Below are 20,172 nucleotides of genomic sequence, written 5' to 3' on the forward strand. Positions count from 1 at the left end.
GTCTGCACAGCGGTGGGGAAGCGCCCGCCCAGTGCCTCCACATGCTTGCGGATGGCATCGGCCGCACCCTTGCGCAGCAGGCGCGGGCCGGGCAGGTCCTGCATCGGCGCGCGGGGCGCGGGCGAGGCGCCCCCGATGTCGCTCACGAGGACGGCGCCGCCCCCCACTGTCCTCGTCGCCAAGGAGCGGCTAGCCTTTGCTCCGGCCGGCGGTCCGGGGCGCGTCGGCGAAGGAAAGGACTGGCGTTTGACCGAACAGGACCTGTCGAGAGACGAGATCAAGGGACTCCGCTCCGCCAAGGAGCTGGAAGGCCATCTCACCTGGCTCGACGCCTTCACGCCGGCCGCGCTGGGCGTGCTGGCGGTGGCGTCGGGCATCTACACCTATATGGGCGTCTCGACGCTGCTCGACGGCTCGGGCCCGATGACCTTTCTCGCGGCGGTGGCCTATTCCATCGCGGTGTCGGTCGGCATCTTCGTGTTCTGGAGCTATCTGCTGCGGCTCCTGCCCGCGATGCGCACCGCGGGCAGCTTCCTGGGGCTGACGGTCGCGACGCTGGTCGGCTCGCTCGCCATCGTCGCCATGTCGAGCTGGCTGAACGCGGCGGCGCTCGCCGGCGGGGCGGCGGTGGAGCAGCACCTCGCGCGCACCGTGCAGGACTATCAGGCGAGCCTCGAGCGCGCGCATTTCATCGCGGTCAGCGCCCAGGGTCTGGAACGCGATGTGGCCCGCGCTCGCACCAGCTTCGAGGACCTGTCCGAGCAGGAGCTGAGCGGAAACCTCTCCGGCGCCGCCGGGCGGGGCGCGGTGTTCCGGCTGCTGAACCAGAAGGCCGACGAGCTGCGGGCGCTGGAAGCCCAGATCGTCGCCCAGGGCCCGCCGATCCAGGCGGCGTTCGAGGAAGGCAACGCCATTCTCAGCCGGATGCGGTCGCTGATCGTGGAGCAGGGCTCGGTCGAGCAGCGCTCGGTCACCTTCTCGGAGGAATCGGTGCGGCTCGCGGGCGTGATCACCACGCTGCGCCAGCTGCAGATCGCCCAGCTGGTCGCCCGCGCGGCCGAGGATCTGCGCGCCTCCGTGGTGCTGCCCGAGCTCGACGGGCGGTCGGCCAGCGTGCGCCAGGACCAGGAGGCGACCATCGTCTCGGTGCTCGACGCGCTGGACGGGCGCGCGACGACGCTGCGCGACGCGGCCGAGGAGGTGCTCGCCATGCCGCCGCCGCAGGAGACGACCTACACCCCGATCTCAAGCGCCGACGCGGTCATCCGCTACGCCGGCAATTTCGCGCCGTCCTGGGCGGGGGCCATCGCCATCGACCTGCTGCCCGGCGTGCTGGTGTTCATCCTGGCCGTGACCCAGGCCGCGATCCGGCGGGGCAAGGAGGGCGTCGGCATCGAGGACACCCTGACCCTCGCCGAGCTGCGCGCCGCGATGCGGGCGCTTAAGGAGATCGAGGGCGCGATGGGATCGGCCGATGACGAGCTTCTCAACCGGGTCTCCGGCCGTGGCCGGATGCGCGATCCGGTCCGAGCGGAGGAGGAGGCGGGCGGGACGGACGCGCCCCGATGACCGCCGAGACGCCCGCGCGGTCGCGCCTGCCCTCCGCGCGCGCGGTGCTGCGGGCCTGCCTGCTGGCGCAGGCGCTGGTGGCCGTCGCGGTGGTGGCGGAGACCGGCTGGGACGTGTTCGACCGCCTCGGCCGCGACGGGATCCGGACCCGGCCCGAGACCCCGATCTCGCCGGGCGACCAGCGTCGGCCGTTCTCGCCCGGGTCGGTGCCGTCGCGGCTCGGCCCCGAACAACCCTCCGAAGGCCCGGTGCCGCTGCCCTCGCCCCTGCCGACGCGGCTCGAATTCTCGATGCGCGAGACCGAGGCCTATGGCGACGTGCTGCTGATCGCGGGCGCCATCGATCCGGGCGCGGCCTCCCGCCTGCGCGGTTTCCTCGACGACCTAGCCGCGCCGCCCGACCTGGTGGCGCTGCATTCTCCCGGCGGCAGCGTCGACGACGCGCTGGAGATCGGGCGGATGCTGCGGGCGCGCGGGCTCGACACGCTCGCCCTGCCCGACGCCGCCTGCCTCTCGGCCTGCCCCTACATGCTGGCGGGCGGGGTCGAACGGCTGGTGTCGCGCACCGCCTGGGTCGGCCTGCACCAGCACGCCTATGAGGACAGCTCGATCCTGCCCGCCTTCCTCGCGGTGGAGCGGATTCAGGAAGGCCAGGGCGAGACCCTGCGCCATCTGTCGGAGATGGACATAGATCCGATGATCATGGTGCACAGCCTCGAGACGCCGCCCGACGACATCTACCTGCTGGTGGAGGAGGAGCTGACCCGCTATCGCCTCGCGACCCGCATCGAGCCGTGACGGCGCGAGGACCGGACGGACCACAGCCCTTTCGCGCGCCGCGCGATCGCATCGCCGGGACTGCCGCCAGCGCGACGGCAGGTCGATCAGCGCCGCCGTCGGCAGGGCGCGATGGCCCGCACGGCCCATGAGATCGGCCGCCCCGCCTTCCCCCACGACCTCCTGACGAGCGCGGGGATCATCGCGCCGCTCGTCGCGACGCGGCTCGCCGCTTTCCGCCGATCCGATCCCCGAAAACGCCGGCTTCGGACGAACCAAGGTCCGGGCGCGGATCAGATCGTCACAACCTCGGCGGACTTCTCGGATCGGCGGGACGTCTTCGCGCCTTGCGGCGAGGGTCAGCCGTCCGCGTCGAGATCCATGAACGCGCTTCATGGGTCCGATAAATCAGACGGCCATGTCCGACGCCGCTCCAGCGCCTAACTGCGAACCAGCGTTCGGATGCCGGCGCAAGGGGGATCCCGCTCTCCTTCGCGCGCCGCGACGTCTCCGTTCAGGATATCGAGAGGAAGGATCTTCCATGAGCCCACCCATCGCCTTCGAACTTCGGCGCCGCACGCTGCTCGTCGCCACGGCGGCCGGCGCCGTATCCGCCGGGCGGGTCGGCCGCGGCGCGGCGCAGGAGACGCAGGCCGCGCCCGGCACGTCCGGGCCCGATCGCTCGACGGTCACGCTCAGAGTGAACGGCCGGGAACGGACCCTCGACCTCGACAACCGCACCACGCTTCTGGACGCGCTGCGCGAGCATCTGCGGCTGAACGGCACGAAGAAGGGCTGCGACCACGGCCAGTGCGGGGCCTGCACCGTCACCGTCAACGGCGCGCGGGCGAACGCCTGCCTGAGCCTCGCGGTGATGCATGACGGCGACGAGATTCGGACCATCGAGGGCATCGGCGCACCCGACGCCATGGACCCGATGCAGCAGGCCTTTCTCGACCATGACGGTTTCCAGTGCGGCTACTGCACCCCCGGACAGATCACCTCGGCCCGCTCGGTGCTCGACGAGATCCGCGCCGGCGTCCCCAGCCATGTCACCGATGACCTCACCGCCCGGATCGCCGTGACCGACGCCGAAATCCGCGAGCGCATGTCGGGCAACATCTGCCGCTGCGGGGCCTATGCGAACATCCTCGCGGCCATCGCCCAGGTCGCGGAGGACGAGGCATGAGACCCTTCTCCTACGAAAAACCTGCCGATGTCGCGCAGGCCGTTGCGCGCGCCGCCGAGGTGGAGGGCGCGAAATTCATCGCCGGCGGCACCAACCTGCTGGACCTGATGAAGCTGGAGATCGAGCGGCCGGGCCACCTGATCGACGTGCGGGGACTTGGCCTCGACCGGATCACCGCGACCGGGGACGGCGGCCTGCGCATCGGCGCGATGGTCGACAACACGGCGCTTTCCGCCGACGCCCGCGTGCGCCGCGACTACGGCGTGCTGACCCGCGCCATCGTCGCCGGCGCCACAGGCCAGCTGCGCAACAAGGCGACGACCGCCGGCAACCTGCTCCAACGCACGCGCTGCCCGTATTTCTACGACACCGCCCAGCCCTGCAACAAGCGGGCGCCGGGGTCGGGCTGCGCGGCGCTCGGCGAAGGCGCGTTCTCCCGCCAGCTCGGCATCATCGGGACGTCCGACAGCTGCATCGCGACCTATCCCGGCGACATGGCGGTCGCGCTGCGCGTGCTCGACGCCACCGTCGAGACGGTGACGGCCAGCGGCATGACCCGCCGCCTCGCGATCGAGGATTTCCATCTGCTTCCCGGCGACACGCCGCAGCGGGAGACGCCGTTGCTGCCGGGCGAACTGATCACCGCCGTCACCCTGCCCGCTCCGGTCGGCGGCCGGCAGTCCTACCACAAGGCCCGCGACCGGGCGTCCTACGCCTTCGCCCTGGTCTCGGTCGCGCTGATCCGCCAGCCCGACGGTTCGGGGCGCGTGGCGCTCGGCGGGATCGCGCCCAAACCCTGGCGCAGCGCGGAGGCCGATGCGGAACTGCCCAACGGCGCCCGCGCCGTCATGGCGCGGCTGCTGGCCGGCGCCCGGCCCACCGAAGAGAACGCCTTCAAGATCATGCTGGCCGAGCGCACGCTCGCCGCCCTGCTGGCCGAGGAGTGAGTCATGGATTTCGACAAGCCTGCCGGAGACAACCTCTTCGACCGCGCGACCGTCATCGGCAAGCCGCACACGCGCCGCGACGGCCCTCTGAAGGTCACCGGAACCGCGCCCTACGCCTATGAGCGTCACGACGTCGTCGCGGGCCAGCTCTACGGCTATCCCGTCGGCGCGACGATCTCGAAGGGCCGGATCGCCAGCATCGACGCCGAGGCCGCGAAGGCCGCGCCGGGCGTCCGCGCCGTGGTCACCACGCTGGACATCGCGCCGCTGGGCATCTGGAACTACAACGTCGCGCGCCTCTTCGGCGGCGACGTGGTGGAGCACTACCACCAGGCCATCGCCGTGGTCGTGGCCGACGGCTTCGAGCAGGCGCGCTCCGCCGCCGGCCTGATCGAGGCGACCTATGAAGAGGAGGCGCAGGACGTCGATCTCGACGCCGCCTTCCGGCGGCTCGAGGGGACGGGAGAGCCGTCGACCCTGGTGGGCGACGTCGAGGCGGCGTTCTCCGCCGCTTCCGTCACGCTGGACGAGATCTATCGCACGCCCTCGCAGACCCACGCGATGATGGAGCCGCACGCCTCGGTCGTGGACTGGTCGGACGGGGACCGGATGACGGTCTGGACCTCGAACCAGATGATCCACTGGAACCGCCAGGCGCTCGCCACCACCTTCGGCATCGCCGAGGACCGCATCCGCGTCGAAAGCCCCTATATCGGCGGCGGCTTCGGGGGCAAGCTGTGGCTGCGCGCGGACGCGGTGCTCGCGGCGCTCGGCTCCCGGGCCGCGGGCGCGCCGGTGAAGCTGGCGCTGCCGCGGCCGATGATGGCCAACAACACCACGCACCGCTCCGCCACCGTGCAGCGCATCCGCCTCGCCGCGGACGAAGGCGGACGGCTGACGGCGATCAGCCACGAGGCCGCCTCGCATTCCCTGCCCGGCGGGCGCGGAGAGGACGCGACCGCGCAGACCCCTACCTTCTACGCCGCGCCCAACCGCCAGGCGATGCACCACATCGTCGACATGAACCTGCCGGAGGCGTCGGACATGCGGGCGCCGGGCGAGGCCTCGGGCCTGATGGCGCTGGAGATCGCCATGGACGAGATGGCGGAGAAGCTCGGCATCGACCCGGTCGAGTTCCGCGTCATCAACGACACGCAGGTCAATCCCTCCGATCCCGACATGCCGTTCTCCGACCGGCATTTCGTCGCGTGCCTGCGCGAGGGGGCGGAGGCGTTCGGCTGGGCCGACCGCAATCGGGCGCCCGGCGCGACGCGGGACGGGGCCTGGCTGATCGGGCACGGCATGGCCGGGGCCTATCGCGGCGCGCCGACGCTGAATTCGGGAGCGCGCGTGCGGCTCTCGGGCGGACGTCTGGGGGTCGAGACCGACATGACCGACATCGGCACCGGCGCCTACACCATCCTCGCCCAGACCGCGGCCGAGACGATGGGCCTGCCGATGGAAGCGGTGGAGGTGCGGCTCGGCGACAGCGCCTTCCCGGTGTCGTCGGGTTCGGGCGGGCAGTTCGGCGCCGCCAGCTCCACCGCCGGCGTCTACGCCGCCTGCGTAGCGTTGCAGGACAAGGTCGCCGCCCGGATCGGCGCCAGGGCGCCGGCGTTCCGCGCCGGACGGGTGGTCGCCGAGGGCGTCGACATGGCGCTGGCCGATCTCGACGGTTCGATCGAGGCCGAGGACAGCATGACCTTCGGCGACTTCAAGTCGAATTACGTGCTCGCCACCTTCGGCGCGCATTTCGTCGAGGTGGGCGTCCACACCGCCACCGGCGAGGTGCGGGTCCGGCGCATGCTGGCCGTGTGCGACGCCGGGCGCATCCTGAACCCGACGACCGCGCGCAGCCAGGTCATCGGCGGGATGACCATGGGCGTCGGCGGGGCGCTGACCGAGCATCTTGCGACGGACATGCGGCGCGGGTTCTTCGTGAACCACGATCTGGCGACCTACGAGGTCGCGGTCCATGCCGACATCCCGGCGCAGGAGGTGATGTTCCTCGACACGCTCGATCCCGTCTCCACGCCGCTGAAGGCCAAGGGGGTCGGCGAGCTCGGCCTGTGCGGCGTCGCCGCCGCCATCGCCAACGCGGCCCATAACGCGACCGGCATCCGGGTGCGGGACTATCCGATCACGCTCGACAAGATGATCGACCGGCTGCCCCCGATCTGATCGCGCCGATGGCGGGCGAAGCCCTCGCATCGCGGACGCACGCGCCGCCGATCACGACGGCGGCGCGTGATGCGAGGCGCCGATCGCCTTCCATCAAGCGGATCCCCGACCGAGGGGAGAAGGCGCGCATGCCGCGCAGCCGAGGCTAGGGGCGATAGCGCAGCCGGTCGATCAGCAGGCGCAGCGCCGAGCTGTTCTGTCGCCGACCGGAATAACACAGCATGAAGCCGCTGAACGGCGGACACCAATCGGCCAGAACCCGCCGAAGGCCCCCCTGCGCGAGGGCCGTCATGACCTCGGGCTCCGTGATGTAGGCGATGCCGTGGCCCGCCTTGGCCGCTTCAAGAAGCAGATCGCTTTCGTTGAACACGAACGGCCCCGTCACCCGCTTCACGATCTCCTGGTCGCCCTTCTCGAATTCCCAGTCGTAGATTTCGCTGCTGGCGCTGAACCGCATGGCCAGGCAGTCGTGTCCATCCAGATCGTTGGGATGCCGCGGCACGCCCCGATCCGCGAAATAGGCGGGCGCGCCCACCGCGGCCATCCGCACCGGCGGTCCGACCGGCACGGCGATCATGTCAGGGCCGACCAGCTCCCCCAGCCGCACCGCCGCGTCGAAGCGGTGTTCCGCCAGATCGGACACCCGGCTGTCGGTGTTGATCTCGACCTGCACCTCCGGATAGTCGCGCACCATCTGCGAGACCACGGGCCACAGCACCGTGCGCGCCGCCGTCATCGACGTGGTGATGCGCACCAGCCCCTTGGGCGTGTCGCCGAGGATGCGGAGCTCCTCGATCCGCGCGTCGATCCGCTCCAGCCCCGGACGCAGGGCCGCCAGCAGCTTCGCGCCCGCATCGGTGGTGGAGACGTTGCGCGAGGTCCGGTTCAGCAGCCTGAACCCCAGCGACGCCTCGAGCCTGCGTATGGTGTGGCTGACGGCCGACTGCGACACGCGAAGCCGGGCGGCGGCGCGGGTGAAGTTCCCCTCCTCCGCCACGGCGAGGAAGACGGTCAGGTCGGCGAGCTCTTCGCGTTTCATTCATGATTCCAGACCGCTATGCGCTGCAGCGGAGCATATTGCGGGAGATGCCCCCAAGGCCATGAACAACGTTCATGGGTCCTATGGGATTTCCACGGATATGCGCCGGCGGGCGCGTGCGATATGAAGCTTCGTCTTCGCCGCGCAGACGTTCGCCGCGACGCTCTCAGAAAATCCCTCGGCGCGCGGCCTCCGGTCGATGCCGCCGCTGGACCTGACCGTCCACGATTTCGGGCGCAATGAGAAGATCGCCTGCCTTCCCCGCAAACTGACCGAGGCGGGTTCCGGCCTTCGAGAACGCGCGGCCGGGCGACCTGTGCGATGGGGCGCTCTGGGGCAAATTGGTCATGCTCCAAGCGGACGACCGCTATTCCCGAGGGTTGATCCGGCTGGGCCGCCTCGACGGGGGCCCCACGCCGCTGCCCGAACGGGGGGCGTTCCCGCTTCGCCTGAATGCCGTTGCCTGAGAAGGCGAAGGGGCGATGATCGCCATGCCTGGCGCCCTCATGCACGTCCGGTGCGATCTCCGCCTCGGAACCGCCCGTGGCGCCCAGAACGTCAATTGCAGTCATGCCTGATCCGGCCGGGGGCCTTGGCTCGGTGGGACCGCCCGCCTGCGCCGGCGCTTCCAGCGGCCTCCGAGCGCCCCCAGGCGAAGGGCGCCGCGTCCCGATCGACGGCTTCGGCTCCGGACGCCGTCGCCTGCCCCCGCGGCTCGCGACATCGCCGGAACGGACGCCTGCGCGGCATGGCTCCGCCGGAGGAAGAAGGCCGAGATGCCGTTCGCCGATCCGAAACGGATCTTGAAGCTCGACCGCCTGCACCGCCCAGGCGGCGTGGCCGGGTTTTTTCCCGCGTCAGCCGGCCGCGACCCGGCGCGCCGTCAGGTCTCCGAGCGCGAGGGACGAGGTCAGCCCGGGGCTCTCGATGCCGAACAGGTTCCACAGGCCGGGGATCCCGTGCGTCTCGGGGCCCTGGATGGCGAAATCGGCGAAGCCCGCCGGGTCCTCTCCGATCTTGGGGCGGATGCCGGAATAGGCCGGGGCGAGGGCGCCATCCGCCAGATCCGGCCAGTAGCGGCGGATGGCGGCGTAGAAGCGCTCGCCGCGGGCGGGGTCGACGGCGTAGTCCACCGTCTCGACCCATTCCACGTCCGGGCCGAAGCGGGCGCGCCCCTGAAGGTCGAGCGTCAGGTGGACGCCCAGCCCCCCGGGCTCGGGCGCGGGGTAGATCAGTCGGCTGAACGGCGTCGTCCCGCTCAACGCGAAATACGACCCCTTGGCCAGGGCGAGCCGGGGCAGATGCGCCGCGGGAAAACCGCGCAGCGACCCCGCCACAGCCACCGCTGAGAGCGCGGCGCAGTTGACCACCGTGCGGGCCTTGAGGCGCAGGCCGGCCGCCTCGAGGGTCACGCCGTTCTCGGCGACCTCGCCCCCCGTCACCGGCGTGTCGAAGGCGATCATCGCGCCATGGTCCTCGGCCTCGCCCTGATAGGCCAGCATCAGGCCATGGCTGTCGATGATGCCGGTTTCGGGCGACAGCAGCGCGCCCTCGGCCCGCAGGGCGGGTTCGAGCGCGCGGGTCTCGGATTTCGTGAGCTGGCGCATCTGCTCGACGCCGTTGGCCTGCGCCTTGGCGAGAAAGCCCGCCAGCATCGGGACCTGGTCGGGGTCGGAGGCCACGATCAGCTTGCCGCAGCGGCTGTGGGCGACGCCGCGTTCGGCCGCGTAGGCGTAGAGGCGGCGGCGGCCCTCGACGCAGAGCCGGGCTTTGAGCGAGCCCTCGGGGTAGTAGATGCCGGCGTGGATGACCTCGGAATTGCGGCTCGACATCTGGGAGCCGATCAGGCTTTCGGCCTCCAGCACCACCACGTCGCGGCCCGCGCGCGCCAGCGCGCGGGCGACGGCGAGGCCGACGACGCCGGCCCCGATGACCAGCGCGTCGACGGTTTCCAATGGCGTATCCAAGACCGGGCTCCCGAGATCGTCCTGCGATCGGCGTCTCGGCGACGACGCGTCGCCGCCGGGATCCGCCGGAGATGCGATCAGCGCATTTTCAGGGCGCCAGGTCGATAGCGGCGGTTGAAGCGCGCTGTCGCACCCTAGGGAGACCCGCCGGAACGGGTGGGTCCGCTATCCGACCTTCCCAAGGCGCGGGATCCGGGGCCTTGTCGCACGCCAACCGGAGGCGCCCCGCGAACATCCCTGCCGATCGCCTTGCCCGCTCCGGTCGCGAGGCCGCCCGCTCGCCGCCTCCGACCGCGCCGTGGCCGTGCACCTCCCAGGACGGCGCCGTCGCCGTGACCAGAGGCCTGGCGGGCGACGCGGTCCTTCCGGAAGTTTCGGACGACGGGCCGGGCATGCCTGAGGCGGACCTCGAACGCAGGTTCAGCCCCCTGTGCCGGGCGACAAGGACAGGCCGCCTCCGGGGATCGGCCCCGGCCCCGCCATCGCCTCCGGCGCCCTCGCCTCCCAGGGCGGCGCCATCGCGGCGCGCCATCGCCAGCCCTTCGCGCTGCCGACCCGGCTCCGCGACGCCTCCGCGGAGCCATGATTTTCGGCGGAGACGCGGGGCGTCAGGCCACGCGGCTCGCCGCGGCAGGCTCGTGCCGATCATCAGCTTTCGGCAGCTTTCAGCGGTCGCGGACCGGCGGCGGCGTCGCGACGTCGAAGCCGCTCATCGCCCGAGCTTCCAGTCGGCCCAGCGGCGCAGGATCGCCGCCGCCTCCTCGGACATCGCCTGGGTCGCGGGGATCCGGCGGTCCTGCACCGGGCGCGCGCATTCATGCGCCAGATGGGCGGAGTCGATGGGATGACGCTCCGCCCGGGTCAGGTCGGCGAAGGCCGGGCCGGAGTGGGACTTGTCGGCGGCGTAGTGCAGCTCCGCGATCCCGGCGATGCCCATGGCCGCGACGCAGAGCGCGCAGGGCTCGCAGGAGGTGTAGAGCGCGCAACCCGAGAGATCGACGGTCGCGAGATTGCGGCAGGCGTCGCGGATCGCCTCGGTCTCGCCATGCGAGGTCGGGTCGAAGTTCTGCAGCGAGCGATTGATCCCCTCCCCCACGATCTTCCCGTCCTTGACGATCACCGCGCCGAAGGGCTCCAGCCCCGGCTGGCCCAGCGCCTGGGCCGAGATCTCGATGGCGCGGCGCATGAAGGCTTCATCGTACATGGGGTCTCTCCTGATCGGCGTTGGACGGCGGCCAGGCCTGGGCGGGATCCCCGCCGGGGCTGACCGGCGCGCCCGGGGTCGGGCGCAGGGCCTCGACCGCGTGCGGCTGTTGCGGGACGCGGAATGCGCCCGTCGGGCGTCTCCGCGTGGATGGTTCGGGTGGCGCCGAGGCATTCGGGCCCCGGCGCCGTGGCTTGCATCCCCGTCGGCGCACCGAGGTTCAGCCGGTCTGAGGCGATCACGAAGGCGGCGCTCTCGGCGGTCGCGAGCGCCCGGCCGCGATGAGGAGCGTGCAGGACGCCATAGGGCGTGTCGAGCGCCACAGCGGCCGCATCCCGGCCGGCGACCGTGCCGCGGACGAGCTTGTTCATGGCCAGGGGCTCAGCCACGAACGGGCTGGCCGGGGCGGAGCGCACCTCCTGCGGCGGCCCGTCCCGCCGGATGATCCCGGTGGCCTGGATCACCCCACGGTCGGCAAGGGCGCACGCCTCCGACGGGACATGCGCCGCCACCGGCACGCCGCCCTGGCGCAGGCCGAGCTTGATCCACACGCCGATGCCGGGGATCAGATGGGCCTGGCCGGCGCCCCCCGGGCGAGGGCCGGTGACCGGCGCTCGTCGTTTTTTCGGGGCGCGGCGATGGCCCCGGTCGCGTCGGCTCGCGCGGCCGACGAAGAATGACGCGCGGCCATGGCCGGGCGCCGGCGAGGGTCAGCGCCAGTCGCGGCAGAGATATTTCACCTCCATGAACGCCTCCATCCCCCGGCGCGCGCCCTCGCGCCCGACGCCGGACTGCTTCATCCCGCCGAAGGGGATCGGCGCGCCGGTGACCTTGGTGCGGTTGACCGCCACCATCCCGTATTGCAGCGCCCGGGAAACCCGGTAGATCCGCCGCGGATCGAGGCTGTGCATGTAGGCGATCAGCCCGAACTCGGTGTCGTTGGCGCGGGCGACCACCTCGTCCTCGGCATCGAACGGGGTGAGGGCGGCGACCGGGCCGAAGGTCTCCTCCCGCATGATCAGCGCCGCTTCCGGCACATCGGTCAGGACCGTGGGCGCGTAGTGGAGCGGCCCGAGGTCGAGCCGCCCGCCGCCGCAGGCGAGCGTCGCCCCGTGGTCGAGCGCGTCGCGCACATGCGCCGCCTGCTTCGCCACGGCGGCTTCGTTCATCAGCGGCCCGATGTCGGGATCGTCGAGCCCCCGGCCCACGCTCAGCGCCCTGGTCGCCTCGACGAAGCGCTTCGAAAATGCGTCGTAGATCTCGCGCTCCACATAGATGCGGTTGGCGGCGAGGCAGTCCTGGCCGGAGGTGGCGAACTTGGCCTTCATGGTCTCGGCCACCGCGTCGTCGAGATCGGCGTCCTTGAACACGATCAGCGGCGCGAGGCCCCCCAGCTCCAGCACCAGCCGCTTCACCGTCGCGGCCGACTGGCGGTAGAGCAGCCGTCCGATTTCGGTCGAGCCGGTGAAGGAGAGGGCGCGCACCCGCCGGTCCTCGGCCCAGGGGCCGACCACGGTCGGGGCCTCGCCGGTGACGATGTTGAGCACGCCGGGCGGAAGGCCCGCCCGCTCCGACAGCACCGCCAGCGCCAGCGCCGAAAAGGGCGTCTCGGCCGAGGGATGCGCGACCACCGTGCAGCCGGCGGCGAGCGCCGCGGCGGCCTTGCGGGTCAGCATCGCCGCCGGAAAGTTCCACGGCGTGATCAGGGCCGCGACCCCCACCGGCTCCAGCCACAGCTCGACCTCGGCGTCGGGGAGGTGAGAGGTGACGCCCTCGATGTTGGGGCGCTTGGCCTCCTCGGCGTAGAACTCGATGAAGGACGCGGCGTAATCGATCTCTCCGCGCGCCTCCGACAACGGCTTGCCCTGCTCGAGCACCATGATCCGGGCGAGGTCCTCCTTCGCCTCCAGCACCAGCTCGAACCAGCGGCGCAGGATGGCGCCGCGCGCCTGGGGCAGCGTGCGCGACCAGTCGGCGAAGGCGGCGTCGGCGCGGTCGACGGCTGTGCGCGCCTGAGCGGCGGTCAGGCGGGCGACGTCGCCGATGCGCGCGCCGTCGGCCGGGTCGGTCACCGGGATCGGATCGGTCCCGTCGCCGGCGACCCAGCCGCCGTCGATCCAGGAGCGGTCGCGCAGCAGCGTCAGGTCGGACAGGCCGGCGCGGGCGAAAAGGGCGTTGTCGAGCATGTGGATCTCCGTTCGAGGGTCGGGCGTCGCGAGGCTCGGACCCGGAGGGAACGCGCTATGGCCTCCCGGCGCAAGGGCGGGGGACCGGGCCAGCGTCGGGCGGACGAGCCGGGCGACGCCCCGATTCCGCGCAAGGCGCGCCGCCGCGCGAGCGGCGCAGGCGTGCCGATGGACCCCGCGTCTCCATCATTCGCTTGCCGCAGCGCCGCCGCTCCATTGGGGTGATCGAGCTTCATGGCGCGGGCCTTGGCGACGGCCACGGCCTCCTCGGAACATGCGGAGCGGGCCGCGCGCGCCGGCTCCTTCATCAGCGCCATGACGCCGACGGCGAGGTCGTCGGCCGGAGAGCCTGTCCCGGGCGCGGAAGCGGACGTCGCCGTCCCCGAGCGGTCGCTCCGCTATTCCGCCGACCCGCATGACGATCTGCTCGCGGATTCGGCGATCGCGTGCCGGTCGATGCCGAAATGGCGGTAGAGGTCGCCGATGGTCCCGGTCTGACCGAAATGCTCGACGCCATGCGGGATCGTGCCGTGCCCTGCCACCGATCCCAGCCAGGCGAGCGTCAGGGGATGGCCGTCGATGACGGTGATCAGCCGGCAGTGGCGGGGCAGATCGCCCAGCAGCCGCTCGACATGGGCGACCGCCTGCGGGTTTCCGCGGGCGCGCTCGCGCCGCGCCGCGGTCCAGCCGGCGTTCAGGCGGTCGGCCGAAGTCACCGCCAGCACGCCGATGTCGCGGCGCGAGCCGCCGATCAGCCCGGCCGCGGCGATGGCCTCGTTCGCCACCGCGCCCTGATAGGCGATGACGATCTCGCAATTGGGACCGGGTTTGCGCAGCCAGTAGGCGCCGTCGACCGAACCCTGGCGGAACGCATCGTCGGCGCGCGGCCCTGGCTGCTCCAGCGGCTTGGTGGAGAGGCGCAGATAGACCGAGCCGCCGGTCTCGTCGCGCAGCCAGGTGCGCTCGTCCGACACCCCCTCGCCATCGCGCTGCAGATAGTCGAAGGCCCACTCCATGATCACCGCCAGCTCGTCGGCGAAGGCCGGCTCGAAACTGGCGAGCCCGTCCTGCGCCATGCCGGTCAGGGGCGTGCCGATGGACTGATGCGCGCCGCCCTCCGGGGCCAGAGTCACCCCCGACGGCGTGCCCACCACGATGAAGCGCGCATCCTGGTAGCAGGCGTAATTCAGCGCATCGAGCCCGCGATGCACGAAGGGATCGTAGAGCGTGCCGATGGGGATCAGGCGCTTGCCGAAGAGGCTGTGCGCGAGCCCCGCGGCCCCGAGCAGCAGGAACAGGTTCATCTCGGCGATGCCCAGTTCCAGATGCTGCCCCTCCGGCGCGAACACCCATTTGGCGGTCGAGGGGATGCGGTGTTCGATGAACACATCCGCCTGCGCCTTCCGCGCGAAGAGCTTGCGGCGGTTGACCCAGGGCCCGAGCGAGGTGGTGCCGGTCACGTCCGGCGAGGTGGTCAGGATCCGGGCGGCGAGCGCCTCGTCGCCCTTGGCGAGCTGATCGAGGATCTTGCCGAACGCCATCTGGGTGGAGATCTCGCGGTCGTCCGGCGCGGGGATCGCGGGGACCGCGAGCCGCGCATCCTCATGGCGCCGCGACCCGCCGGCGAAGAACGGAACTTTCGAGAGGAACGCGCGAAAGGCGGCGACGTCCTCGACGCCGGCGAACGGCTCCCATTCCTGGCCGTCAGGGACCTCCATGCGCCGCTGCCAGACCGCCATCTGGGTCTTGGTCATCAGCCCGCCATGGTTGTCCTTGTGCCCGGCGATAGGCGTCCCCCAACCCTTGATGGTATAGGCGAGAAAGCAGGTCGGCCGCTCATCGGTCACCTCGGCGAAGGTCTCGGCCATCGTCTGCACGCAGTTGCCGCCGAGATTCTCCATCAGCGCGGCCAGCGCGTCGTCGGACCGGCGCTCGATCAGCGCGGTGACCTCGCCCTGGTCGCCCAGATCGGTCATCAGCGCGTCGCGCCAGACCGCGCCGCCCTGATAGGTCAGCGCCGAATAGCGGGCGTTGGGACAGGCGTCGATCCAGTCGCGCAGCCGGTCGCCGCCCGGCTCCTCGAAAGCCTTGCGCTGCAGGGCGCCGTATTTGATGCGGATGACGTTCCAGCCGAACGCCTCGAAGATCTTCTCGATCCGCGCGAACAGACCCTCGCGCACGATGCCATCCAGCGACTGGCGGTTGTAGTCGATGATCCACCAGCAGTTGCGAAGGTCGTTCTTCCAGCCCTCCTGCAAGGCCTCGTAGACATTGCCCTCGTCCAGTTCGGCGTCGCCGACCAGCGCGATCATCCGGCCCATGGCCAGGTCCTCGCCCCAGCGTTTCGCCGCGATATAGTCCTGCACGAGCGCGGCGAAGCTGGTGATCGCCACGCCGAGCCCGACGGAGCCGGTGGAGAAATCCACGTCGTCCGCGTCCTTGGTCCGGCTCGGATAGCTCTGCACGCCGCCATAGCCGCGGAACGCCTCCATCCGCGCGCGGGTCTGGCGGCCCATCAGGTATTGCATGGCGTGAAACACCGGCGAGGCGTGCGGCTTCACCGCCACCCGGTCCTCGGGCCGCAGCGCCGAGAAATAGAGCGCCGTCATGATCGACACCATCGAGGCCGACGACGCCTGATGCCCGCCAACCTTGATCGCATCCGCCTTGGGCCGGATGTGATTGGCGTGATGGATCATCCAGTGCGACAGCCAAAGCAGCCGCTGCTCGACGGTCTTCAGCTGTTTCGCATCCATGGCCCCACCCCTTCGGTTCCGGTTCGCCCGGAGCAGGCATCGCCTCGGGGTCGCATACCCGGGCATCTTGCCATCGACGCGGCGGAATTTTCGACCTGTTTCACCCGTGCTCCACGATTTACAGGTAGGACTTGCCGCCCTGAGGCCCATTGAAGGTGAACATGACCCGCAACCGCCCCGCGCTGGACACGGCCAGCCTGCGCATCCTCGATGCGCTGCAAACCGACGCCGAGCTCAGCAACGCCGAACTGGCCGAGCGCGTGAACCTCTCCGCCTCGCCCTGCTGGCGGCGCGTGGCCGAGCTGCGCGCGCGGGGCGTGATCCGGGGCTCGGTCGCGCTGGTCGATCCGGTGAAGCTGGGGCTGCTGGTCAACGTCTTCGTCCATGTCACGCTGGAGAAGCAGGACAAGGCCTCGCTCCGCACCTTCACCGACGCCATCGACGGCCATCCCGAGATCATGGAATGCTACCTGATGACCGGGTCCGAGGATTTCATGCTGCGCGTCGTGGTCGAGGATCTGCTGCGCTATCAGGCGCTGGTGATGAACGTGCTGACCCAGATCCCGGGGGTCGCGAACATCCGGTCGAGTTTCGCGCTGGACCAGGTCAAATACACCACCGCCCTGCCCACCGGGCATCTGCGCGAGGATTGACCGCCAGGCCGTGCGGCGCGGGATCGCGTCATCGGTCGCCGGCCGTCGTCATCCCCGGCGGAACGTCCGGGCGAGCGCGACGAAGGCCTTCAGCGCGGCGGACGCGTTGCGTCGGCCGGGATAATAGAGGCAGAGGCCGGGAAGCGACGGCGTCCAGTCCTCCAGCACCCGGATCAGCCGACCCGCCTCGATGTCGGCGCGGACATCGGCTTCCATGAAGTAGCCGAGCCCGACGCCGTCCAGCACCGCGATCCGCGCCAGCGAAGCCTCGTCCAGCGTGATCGGTCCGGCGACGTCGACCTGCGCCGCCTGACCGGCTTTTTCGAAGTGCCAGCGATAGAGGGCGCCGTTCGGCAGGCGGACCCGGATGCAGCGGTGGGCGCCGAGATCGGCGGGGGAGCCCGGCCGGCCATGCCTCGCGACATAGCCGGGCGATCCGACCACGGCCGAGCGCTGCGGCCTGCCCAGCGACACGGCGATCATGTCGCTCGGCACCAGGTTGGCGGCGCGCACGCCAAGGTCGAACCCCTCGGCGACGATATCGACCAGCCTTCCCTCGGTGACCAGGTCGACATGCACCTGCGGATGGCGCCGGATGAAGTCCAGCACGAGGGGCGAGAGGATTTCGCGCGCCGCGGTCGCGAAGGTGTTGATGCGCAGCGTGCCGGACGGCGTCGCCTGCTGCGCGCGCGCGCCTTCCATCGCGCCGTGAATGTCGCGGAGCGGGGCGGCGATCTCTTCGACGAAGGCGCGACCGGCGTCGGTCAGCGACACGCTGCGGGTGGTGCGGTTGAAGAGGCGGACGCCGAGGCTCGCCTCGAGCTTGCCGACCGCGCTGCTCAGCGCCGTGGTCGACATGCCGAGATCGAGCGCGGCGGCGCGAAACGACCCCTTCCGGGCGATGGCGACGACGGCGTCGAGGTCGTTGAGGCCGGCGCGATACATTGTCCTGCTATCCGATATTCCGCATGCCGATCCGTCCCGCTTATGGGGATGATTGTCCACCCCTATCTTTGGGTCCTCACCGCAAAGGAAAGGACAGCGACATGCGCCTGCCATCCCCGATCCGGACCTATTTCGACGCCGACAACGAACCCGATGGCGACGCCCCCCTGGCGGCCTTCGCGATCCATGCGGTCGTCGAGGACGAGGGCCGAACCTATCGCGGCCGCGAGGCCATCGACGCCTGGTGGCGCGCCGCGAAGGCCAGAACCAAGCACCGGGCGGAGCCGTTCGCGATCATCGACGCGGGCGACGCGATCGAAGTGCGCGCGAAGGTCACCGGCGAATTTCCCGGCAGCCCCGCCGATCTCACCTTCGCGTTCCGGCTTGAAGACGGCGCCATCGCGGGCCTGAGGATCGGCGCATGACCGGGTTCCTGACGCTCGAGGGCCGACGCGCCCTCGTCACCTCCGGCACGCGCGGTGCGGGGGCGGCGACCGTCGCCCTCTTCCGCGCGCTGGGGGCGGAGGTGCTGACCGCCGCGCGGTCGCGGCCGCCGGAGCTGGCTGAGGCGATGTTCGTCGCGGCCGACCTCACCACGGCGGAAGGCTGCGCCGCGCTCGCGACCGCGGCGGGGGAGCGGCTCGGCGGGGTGGATATCCTCGTCCACATGCTCGGCGGCTCGTCGGCGCCGGCCGGCGGCTTCGCGGCGCTCGGCGAGGCTGATTGGGCCGCCGAGATCAACCTCAACCTGATGGCGGCCGTCCGGCTCGATCGCGCGCTCCTGCCCTCTATGGCGGCGCAGGGGCGGGGCGTCGTGATCCACGTCACCTCGATCCAGGCCCGGCTTCCCCTGCCTGAGGCGACGACGGCCTATGCGGCCGCGAAGGCCGCGCTGTCGACCTACAGCAAGAGCCTTTCGAAGGAGGTCGCCCCGAAGGGGATTCGGGTGGTGCGCGTCTCGCCGGGCTGGATCGAGACCGAAGCCTCGACCCATCTGGTGGAGCGCGTGGCGAAGGAGGCCGGCACGGACGCCGAAGGCGGCAGACGCATCGTCATGCGATCGCTCGGCGGCATCCCGATCGGCCGCCCCTCGATGCCGGAGGAGGTGGCGGGCCTGATCGCCTTCCTCGTCTCCGACCGGGCGGCGACCATCACGGGCGCCGAGTACGTGATCGATGGCGGCACGATCCCGACGGCATGAAGGATGATGCGACCCCGAAACGTCGCGCGACCCGTGCGATCAGGCGCCCCGCGGCCCGCAGGGCCTGCGAAACCCCGGCGTCGACACGGTCGATTCGGATGAAAGAATCTTTCATCCGAATGAGCGCTCAAACAGTTATGAAAGCATTCTGTTCGCCTTTCTCACCTGCACGGAGAAAATTCGACGACAACTTCGAAAGCACCTTCCATTCCAATCCCGCTACTCTCGAGCTGTTCCCAAGACGAGGTCGAATGATGTCGCCCCCGGAAGCATTCAAGCATCGCCCGCTCGCGTTCGACCCCGTGCCGATCGAGCCTCTCCCTTGCACCTTCGACGCGCGCGCCGGGGCGCTCGAGGTCTCGGAAACGGGAAACGCCGCCATCCGCCTTTCGGCCCGCACGGAAGCGGAACCCGTCGACCCTGTCCACGACGGGTGACCCGAGGCGGGGCCGGATCGACCTGACGGGCCGGCGCTTCTTCCCGAAACGGTCGCGTGCGCCTTGCGCGCATCTCGGCGGCGCGCCGGCGCTCGACGGCGACCGCCACCGGCATGACCGAGGGCCGGCGCGCCGCCCCGGCATGCAACCCGAACCTTCGCGCCGCCGCAGGCTCCCCGCGGAGGGGCGCATTCGACACTCAAGTCATGGAGGTCCGAAATGAGACTGACGATCAATGCCGTCGCCATCGCCGGCGCGGCTCTTCTCGCCTGCGCCGCCGCCCTGCCCGCCAAGGCGGATCCGATCAGGAACATCGTCATCGTGCATGGCGCTCTGGTCGACGGCGCCGGCTGGCGCGGCGTCTACGACATCCTCAAAGCGCGGGGATACGAGGTGAACATCGTGCAGCCGCCGATGACGACGTTGCAGGCGGACGTCGACGCGACGCATCGGATGCTGAAGCTTCAGGATGGTCCGTCGGTTCTCGTCGGCCACAGCTACGGCGGAATGATCATCACCGAGGCCGGCGCGACCGATGACGTCGCCGGGCTGGTCTACATCGCCGCCTTCCAGCCGGACGAAGGCGAGACGCTCGCCGGGCTCGCCGGCGAGATCCCTGCGGCGACGACCGGGATCAAGGCCACGTCCGACGGGTTCCTCTACCTCGACCCGGCCGTGTTCGCGGAGGATTTCGCGGGGGACGTGCCCCGGGCCGACGCCGAGTTTCTGGGGCATTCGCAAGTCCTTCCCGCGCAGGCCACCTTCGAGACGAGGATCACCGCGCCGGCCTGGAAGGCGAAGCGGAGCTGGGCGCTGATCCCGACGCAGGACCGGGCGATCCATCCCGACCTGATGCGCAGGATGGCGGCGCGGGCCGGCAGCACGACGCAGGAGACCGACGCGAGCCACGCCGTCTTCATCTCGCAGCCGGAGGTGGTCGCCTCGCTGATCGAAAGCGCCGCGAAAGCGCTCGGCGACTGAGCCGTGGGGCCCTTCCCGCCAGGCCCGAAGCCTGGCGGGACGGGCCGGGACCACCGCTCATGCGCGGCGCCCGATCATGCGGCGTGACGAAGACCGACGGGCGAAGCTAGACTGCCCCTGAGGCATCCGACTCGAGAATGC

Annotated in this window: 16 protein-coding genes and 1 pseudogene; 11 read left to right on the forward strand and 6 right to left on the reverse strand. The window is 70.9% G+C overall.

Annotation, left to right across the window (positions count from 1 at the left end; translation table 11 throughout):
* Positions 1–246: 246 nt before the first annotated feature.
* The 5 genes from ACTB72_RS06425 to paoC all read left to right on the forward strand — a co-directional run bounded on the left by ACTB72_RS06425 (position 247) and on the right by paoC (position 6,662).
* Complete coding sequence (locus ACTB72_RS06425; RefSeq protein WP_463036159.1) at positions 247–1,569, forward strand: hypothetical protein; 1,323 nt, start codon at positions 247–249, stop codon at positions 1,567–1,569.
* On the forward strand, positions 1,566–2,366 hold the full coding sequence (locus tag ACTB72_RS06430) for a COG3904 family protein (protein ID WP_463036160.1): 801 nt from the start codon (positions 1,566–1,568) through the stop codon (positions 2,364–2,366). The genes ACTB72_RS06425 and ACTB72_RS06430 overlap by 4 nt, the downstream gene beginning before the upstream one ends.
* Positions 2,367–2,886: 520 nt before the next feature.
* A complete protein-coding gene (gene paoA, locus ACTB72_RS06435; protein ID WP_463036161.1) occupies positions 2,887–3,534 on the forward strand; it encodes an aldehyde dehydrogenase iron-sulfur subunit PaoA in 648 nt (215 codons plus the stop codon).
* Positions 3,531–4,481 (forward strand): FAD binding domain-containing protein, encoded by a 951-nt coding sequence (locus ACTB72_RS06440; RefSeq protein WP_463036162.1) that lies wholly within the window; start codon positions 3,531–3,533, stop codon positions 4,479–4,481. Before paoA ends, ACTB72_RS06440 begins: the two co-directional genes overlap by 4 nt.
* Before the next feature lie 3 nt (positions 4,482–4,484).
* Positions 4,485–6,662: an aldehyde oxidoreductase molybdenum-binding subunit PaoC gene (paoC, locus tag ACTB72_RS06445; RefSeq protein ID WP_463036163.1), complete on the forward strand. Its 2,178-nt coding sequence runs from the start codon at positions 4,485–4,487 to the stop codon at positions 6,660–6,662.
* A gap of 145 nt (positions 6,663–6,807) precedes the next feature.
* Here paoC and ACTB72_RS06450 read toward each other — a convergent pair whose 3' ends face one another.
* Complete coding sequence (locus tag ACTB72_RS06450) at positions 6,808–7,701, reverse strand: LysR family transcriptional regulator (RefSeq protein WP_463036164.1); 894 nt, start codon at positions 7,699–7,701, stop codon at positions 6,808–6,810.
* Positions 7,702–7,849: 148 nt separating this feature from the next.
* Between ACTB72_RS06450 and ACTB72_RS06455 the strand changes: the two are divergent.
* Positions 7,850–7,975: pseudogene (locus ACTB72_RS06455) on the forward strand (cyclophilin-like fold protein); the annotation flags it as partial.
* Between the two features lie 583 nt (positions 7,976–8,558).
* Here ACTB72_RS06455 and ACTB72_RS06460 read toward each other — a convergent pair.
* The 4 genes from ACTB72_RS06460 to ACTB72_RS06475 form a co-directional block, all read right to left on the reverse strand.
* On the reverse strand, positions 8,559–9,668 hold the full coding sequence (locus ACTB72_RS06460) for an NAD(P)/FAD-dependent oxidoreductase (RefSeq protein ID WP_463036165.1): 1,110 nt from the start codon (positions 9,666–9,668) through the stop codon (positions 8,559–8,561).
* A gap of 709 nt (positions 9,669–10,377) precedes the next feature.
* Complete coding sequence (locus ACTB72_RS06465) at positions 10,378–10,872, reverse strand: nucleoside deaminase (protein WP_463036166.1); 495 nt, start codon at positions 10,870–10,872, stop codon at positions 10,378–10,380.
* 710 nt (positions 10,873–11,582) lie between these two features.
* The gene (locus ACTB72_RS06470) at positions 11,583–13,058 is read right to left on the reverse strand and encodes an NAD-dependent succinate-semialdehyde dehydrogenase (RefSeq protein ID WP_463036167.1); all 1,476 of its coding nucleotides are present in this window, start codon (positions 13,056–13,058) and stop codon (positions 11,583–11,585) included.
* A gap of 398 nt (positions 13,059–13,456) precedes the next feature.
* The gene (locus ACTB72_RS06475) at positions 13,457–15,814 is read right to left on the reverse strand and encodes a 1-deoxy-D-xylulose-5-phosphate synthase N-terminal domain-containing protein (RefSeq protein WP_463036168.1); all 2,358 of its coding nucleotides are present in this window, start codon (positions 15,812–15,814) and stop codon (positions 13,457–13,459) included.
* Positions 15,815–15,975: 161 nt separating this feature from the next.
* On the opposite strand from ACTB72_RS06475, the gene ACTB72_RS06480 reads away from it, so the two are divergent.
* Positions 15,976–16,467: an Lrp/AsnC family transcriptional regulator gene (locus ACTB72_RS06480; protein ID WP_463036169.1), complete on the forward strand. Its 492-nt coding sequence runs from the start codon at positions 15,976–15,978 to the stop codon at positions 16,465–16,467.
* Between the two features lie 48 nt (positions 16,468–16,515).
* Here ACTB72_RS06480 and ACTB72_RS06485 read toward each other — a convergent pair whose 3' ends face one another.
* Positions 16,516–17,412, reverse strand: coding sequence for a LysR family transcriptional regulator (locus ACTB72_RS06485; RefSeq protein ID WP_463036170.1), 897 nt, complete (start codon positions 17,410–17,412; stop codon positions 16,516–16,518).
* A 101-nt stretch (positions 17,413–17,513) separates the two neighbouring features.
* Between ACTB72_RS06485 and ACTB72_RS06490 the strand changes: the two genes are divergently transcribed.
* The 4 genes from ACTB72_RS06490 (at position 17,514) to ACTB72_RS06505 (ending at position 20,031) form a co-directional block, all read left to right on the forward strand.
* Positions 17,514–17,837 (forward strand): nuclear transport factor 2 family protein, encoded by a 324-nt coding sequence (locus ACTB72_RS06490; RefSeq protein ID WP_463036171.1) that lies wholly within the window; start codon positions 17,514–17,516, stop codon positions 17,835–17,837.
* Positions 17,834–18,613, forward strand: coding sequence for an SDR family oxidoreductase (locus ACTB72_RS06495; protein WP_463036172.1), 780 nt, complete (start codon positions 17,834–17,836; stop codon positions 18,611–18,613). The genes ACTB72_RS06490 and ACTB72_RS06495 overlap by 4 nt, the downstream gene beginning before the upstream one ends.
* Positions 18,614–18,711: 98 nt before the next feature.
* Positions 18,712–19,050 (forward strand): hypothetical protein, encoded by a 339-nt coding sequence (locus ACTB72_RS06500; protein ID WP_463036173.1) that lies wholly within the window; start codon positions 18,712–18,714, stop codon positions 19,048–19,050.
* A gap of 219 nt (positions 19,051–19,269) precedes the next feature.
* A complete protein-coding gene (locus ACTB72_RS06505; RefSeq protein WP_463036174.1) occupies positions 19,270–20,031 on the forward strand; it encodes an alpha/beta fold hydrolase in 762 nt (253 codons plus the stop codon).
* Positions 20,032–20,172: the final 141 nt, after the last annotated feature.

The organism is Albimonas sp. (genome assembly GCF_055129145.1).